This is a genomic window from Parageobacillus caldoxylosilyticus NBRC 107762 (genome assembly GCF_000632715.1).
GTDB lineage: Bacteria > Bacillota > Bacilli > Bacillales > Anoxybacillaceae > Saccharococcus > Saccharococcus caldoxylosilyticus.
Window position 1 is genome coordinate 1 of record NZ_BAWO01000081.1, and the last position, 5,006, is coordinate 5,006.

A 5,006-nucleotide genomic window follows, 5' to 3' on the forward strand; every position below is an offset into this window, starting at 1 on the left:
TATAGAGGGAGGGATTTTTCATATGAACATTCGTAGCTTTCGCAAAGAGGATTGGATGCAAGTGAAGGAAATTTACGAGCAAGGAATTGCGACAGGACAAGCAACGTTTGAAACGACAGCACCATCGTTTGAAAAATGGGAATCGACCATTGCCGCAAATTTATGTTTAGTCGCTGAAGATGAAGAAGGCATTCAAGGCTGGTGTAAGATCAGTAAAGTATCGGATCGTTGCGTGTATGAAGGGGTAGGGGAGGTGAGTGTGTATGTTCGAGATGTGAGTCGAGGAAAAGGAATTGGAAAACAACTTCTACAAGCCGTGATCAAAGAATCAGAGGCAAAAGGATTTTGGACATTAACTGCGGGGATTTTCCCTGAAAACATACCAAGTTTACGTTTACACCAAAGTGTTGGATTTCGTGTAGTTGGTATAAGACAACGTATAGGAAAGTTAAATGGAGTATGGCGTGATGTGGTATTGCTTGAACGTCGTAGTCAAATTGTAGGTATAGATTGAAATGACTTTTAGATTATGTAAATTACTATTTGCATAAAAAAGTGACAGAATTATTCTTGGATTCAATAGCAAACCAAAATAATTCTGTCACTAAAATTAGAACTAAGTATAATTGTGTCATTTAGCCAAGTGAAATTCTGAGTCAAATAAAAATTAAATTATGTATACTTATGTGTTGCATTTTATCAATATAAAATTATGTCAATTAAAACATTATGCACGAGGTTCGTTAACCATATAAAATTTTGTCATTAATTCATACAGAATTCTGTCAATGTACATATGGGCACTTGAGGGAAGAAACCCTCAAAATTCGGGGAAAATGATTAGTTTACATAATATAAAGTGAAACGATAAAAAAATGATAAAAAAGTAAGTTAACTTAATAATCGCGTATAAACTTTGATAATTCGTATAAAAAATGATAATTACCGCCAAAAAATTGGATAAGATTACTAAGATAATAGCATATTCGTTCTTATTTGTCTAGTTGATCACAGCAGTTTGTCCAGAATTATAAAACAATTCCAGATGCAGCATCCTTCTAAGTTAAACTACTAGAAGGGGATTACGATAATATTGATCAATGGAATAGTGCAGTAGATTTCGTGTTTGTGTCTTTACTTACATCTAAATCGTTTGACAGCATCCTTTTTAAAAAAGACAGAATAGTATGCACTGTTGTTGGATGAATCTCTTTCATGAACAACAGATGATTTCCTTTCCCTAACTGGAAGAAGATTGTTTATTATGCCAGAGCGGGGGAGCGATAACAATGTGATTTTAAAGGAAAATCAAGTGTCACCAAAGATCGAAATATGAAGTTGCTGAAAATCAAGCTGATCTTGGAATCAGTATACTTCCTGAAATGCTTTTGTTTCGTGTATCACACATTTGTATTATTCATTTAGAATGAGATCATTTATCGTACCATAGGGATTACAACATTATCTCTGAAAAACATCTCTCCAGCCGTCAAAACTATAAATAGAACTATGTGCTAAATAATCAAAAAATTAAAGTAAAATTTTGATAATGTTAAGGAGTTTCTTTGCTGTGCTAACGGATGGCGATACTTGAATAAGAAACGCACTTTTATTCAGCTGTCCGATGGAAGAGTGAACGAAAGGTGAGCATCACGAAAGAACAGTTGTGCGTGAAGCTAAAGAAGAAGTCTTAAAAAATTTTAGGTTTTAACCGTTTATCTTTCATCAACAAAATATTCCATAATCCATTGTTATTATCAATCGTCTTTTTGCTGGTTTTCTATACCTATAACCACTTATACAATGAACTTGCTCAAGACCATAACATGCCCATAAAAAATTCCCGTATGAGTCACTCGATGACCCATAATAAGTCGTCTGTCTCCCCGTTGAATTCCAGTACAAAGACGAAAAAAGTAGTCATTGAAGCAACCGAATTTGCTTACTTCCCTCAAGATTTCAAACTGACTGTAGGACAACCCGTAACCTTAATTCTCAAAAATAGTGGTAAAGTTGAACATGATATCGAATTCGAAAATATGAAAGCATCCCTTTTACAACAGAGTCATCATGGGAATCATTTAAAAAATCAAACCGTTCATATTCATTCTTTACCGGGAAAAACCGCTGAAGTGAGGTTCATACCAATCGAAAACGGTGTTTTTCGCTTTTATTGCACGGTTCCCGGACATAAAGAATCTGGTATGGTTGGATTCGTTGAAGTTTTTTAACAAAGTGAAGTGGTTGCCGAGACAATGCTCGGCTTTTTCCATTTATATTATTGTTTAGTTTTACATACAACTAAAGTGAAATAACATGCAATATGTTGGAGAAGGGCGGTTGAATGAAGGTGTTTCATTATACGATTGAAACACAAAAGGAAATAAACGAAACGATAAAGATGTTGGAAGAAAGCTTGAAAAAAGAAGGGTTTGGAATTTTGTGGGAATTTAGTGTAACGGAAAAACTGCAGGAAAAAGGATTCGATTTTCCAATACCATTTGTGATTTTGGAAGTATGTAATCCGCAAGAGGCAGTGCGTGTGCTTTCTGAAAACTTATTAGCAGGTTATCTTCTGCCATGCAAAATCGTGGTGTATAAAGAAAATGAAACAACAAAAATTGGTATGCCAAAACCAACCATGTTGATCAGCATGATAAATCATGAAGAACTGAAAAACTTAGCGGAGGACATTGAAAAAAGGTTGATATCCTGTATCGATGAATGCAGATAAATAGCTGCTAAAAATAAACCGAAAATAACATTGTTTAAATCTTATTATGGAATTTGGGAAAAGCTTAAAAGTAATAACGGATCCGGGGCATGGTGTATCATTTATTTCAACGAAAACCCCTGAATTAGCGATTGCAGCTACGCCATTTTCCCATCTAGGAAAACACGCACCTTTAATATGGCTAGAGAATGGAGCGCTAACAAAGGACATATATGAATTTTTAGCTCGTTTAAAACCCACTTTTACGGATGATCCAACAGTGGGACCGTATAATCACGCATTTTTATCTGGTACATTCCGTTCCATCTCTTATCAAACACAAGGAATCATCGATGAAAAGCTCGAAATTGTTCCCGCAACTGGAGAAGGACATGCAGGGCATTAGAAGCACGTGAATCTATATACGCAAAACAGCTTGCAAGCCGAGCAGGCTGTTTTTTTATTTTTGAAACTCATGGTGTTATATGACGATGCAAACATGCGGCATTCAACTAACACCAAAGGTTTTTGAATTATTCGCATATCATTACATACGAATTCTACAAGTTAATTTGTAATGGTTCACATTGTTAGAGAAACATGTAAGCACAAAGTATGATTATGAGGATAGACTCCCATGACGAAAAAATTTCGTCGCCATCGGAAGGATGAAAACAACCTTCTGTCGAATGGTCTCCTTGCAGCTGGGGTCATGAGGAAAAAACGAGTGCATAGCACTTATTAACCATATATATATACTGAAATACCTTCCTTTGGAATTCAATTCCGAAGGCTAGGCGGGTCCCGTTTTTTGTCTTAAATGGTGTTTTCAGGATAGAGCCATTAGAAATTCTAGTCGATTTTTGCAAATATCTAATTGCTAAATAATAATCCACGACAAAAATTTGTAAATTTTTATGAACACTTTCTCCATACTTCTCCTTTATTCTAAAACCAGAAAAGGATGGAGGTGTTGAAAATGAAAAAACTTATTTCAGGTTTGTTCATACTTGTTTCAGCTTTTATGCTAGCTACAGCTGTCTTTGCAGCAAATAAAGATGATAATAATGGTTGGAAAGAAATGTTACCAATGATGAAACAAATGCATCCAAATTTATCAGAGGAACAATTACAAAAAATGTATGAACAGTGTCGAAATAACGGAGAAAAAATGATGGAACATATGATGAATTATGACAGAATGAATCAACAAATGATGAAATAAGGGCATATGAACAACCAGATGTAACAAGGCTTAATCAGTTATATTTAAGCACTGCAGGCTTTAAAACTACGGTGCTTTTTTCATACGTAAATTTCAGTAAATAGAAAAGAAAAACAGCAGGTTTAAAAATTCAATCTGCTGTTTATTTTATTTATATTTACGACATGACGTCTTATCCCGTTAGGAATTTCACCTACTTGAACCGTTTTTATTACTTTGTTTTGTTCTTTATCCATGACACTAACTGTGTTTTCAAACAAATTGGTCACGAAAACATATTTTATGATCCGGACTTGTGGCTACTCCGTGTTCATTATTTTCTATTCGGAAACGACCTTAAGGGATCTCCGTTTTTTCTGCACATTTTCTCTACATTTGTTTGTTATTATATGGAGGAGAGTAAGCTGATAAGGAAGGGACAAAAGTGCGAAAAATTTCATTTAAATTAGGACTATTATTTTTTGTATTCGTATTAGGAATAGAGACGGTTTTATTTGCGTCATTATATGTTACTCTGGTGAATTCTAGAATTAATGAGGAATTTGAGCAGCTGTTGGCAAGAGGGAATAATCATCGCGATGTGTTAGAAAAAAATTATAACCCTTCTACGTTAGAACATGTCACCATGATGGAGTCTGAAGCAGAGACAGATGTCGTTATTACAAATGAAAATGGGAAGATATTGTATTTTTCAGATCATATTTTACCATTTGCTAAAAGAATCATAAAAAAAGCAAATAATAAAAACATTCCCCATAGTGGAATGATTGTTCAAAAAAATTGGCAAAAAGAGGCGCATATTTCGACAGTAAGCCCGATTCGGATTGACGGCAAGATCAAAGGGTATGTCTATATGTTTCAAAATACGGATTCCATTCAAAACATGATTTATAAGTTAAAACATCATTTCATTATGGTTGGAATTCTTTCTGTATTTTTAACCATTATTACGATTGCCTTCTTATCAAGAGTTATTACCATCCCTCTCATTCGCATGAAAGAGGCGACCGAAAAATTGAGCAAAGGCGATTTTTCTGTTCGTCTGCAAATAAAAGGGGAGGACGAATT

Annotated in this window: 6 protein-coding genes and 1 pseudogene; 6 read left to right on the forward strand and 1 reads right to left on the reverse strand. The window is 34.6% G+C overall.

Translation table 11 applies throughout. From position 1 onward, the window contains the following. The first annotated feature begins 22 nt into the window (after nucleotides 1-22). The 5 genes and pseudogenes from GCA01S_RS17710 (at nucleotide 23) to GCA01S_RS17730 (ending at nucleotide 3,938) form a co-directional block, all read left to right on the forward strand. Nucleotides 23-514, forward strand: coding sequence for a GNAT family N-acetyltransferase (locus GCA01S_RS17710; RefSeq protein ID WP_017434106.1), 492 nt, complete (start codon nucleotides 23-25; stop codon nucleotides 512-514). 1,345 nt (nucleotides 515-1,859) lie between these two features. Continuing rightward, nucleotides 1,860-2,231, forward strand: coding sequence for a plastocyanin/azurin family copper-binding protein (locus tag GCA01S_RS17715; protein ID WP_255212304.1), 372 nt, complete (start codon nucleotides 1,860-1,862; stop codon nucleotides 2,229-2,231). A 119-nt stretch (nucleotides 2,232-2,350) separates the two neighbouring features. Beyond that, the gene (locus GCA01S_RS17720; protein WP_026078360.1) at nucleotides 2,351-2,734 is read left to right on the forward strand and encodes a DUF302 domain-containing protein; all 384 of its coding nucleotides are present in this window, start codon (nucleotides 2,351-2,353) and stop codon (nucleotides 2,732-2,734) included. Nucleotides 2,735-2,810: 76 nt separating this feature from the next. Beyond that, nucleotides 2,811-3,119 (forward strand): annotated as a pseudogene (locus tag GCA01S_RS17725) (ArsR family transcriptional regulator); the annotation flags it as partial. A 573-nt stretch (nucleotides 3,120-3,692) separates the two neighbouring features. Then, entirely contained in the window at nucleotides 3,693-3,938 is a 246-nt protein-coding gene (locus GCA01S_RS17730; RefSeq protein WP_042412019.1) for a hypothetical protein, read from the forward strand. A 122-nt stretch (nucleotides 3,939-4,060) separates the two neighbouring features. On the opposite strand, the gene GCA01S_RS21470 is transcribed toward GCA01S_RS17730, so the two are convergent. Continuing rightward, the gene (locus GCA01S_RS21470; RefSeq protein WP_232620789.1) at nucleotides 4,061-4,174 is read right to left on the reverse strand and encodes a hypothetical protein; all 114 of its coding nucleotides are present in this window, start codon (nucleotides 4,172-4,174) and stop codon (nucleotides 4,061-4,063) included. A 188-nt stretch (nucleotides 4,175-4,362) separates the two neighbouring features. On the opposite strand from GCA01S_RS21470, the gene GCA01S_RS17735 reads away from it, so the two are divergent. Further along, the coding region (locus tag GCA01S_RS17735; protein ID WP_042412021.1) for a HAMP domain-containing protein at nucleotides 4,363-5,006 on the forward strand (644 nt) is incomplete at its 3' end.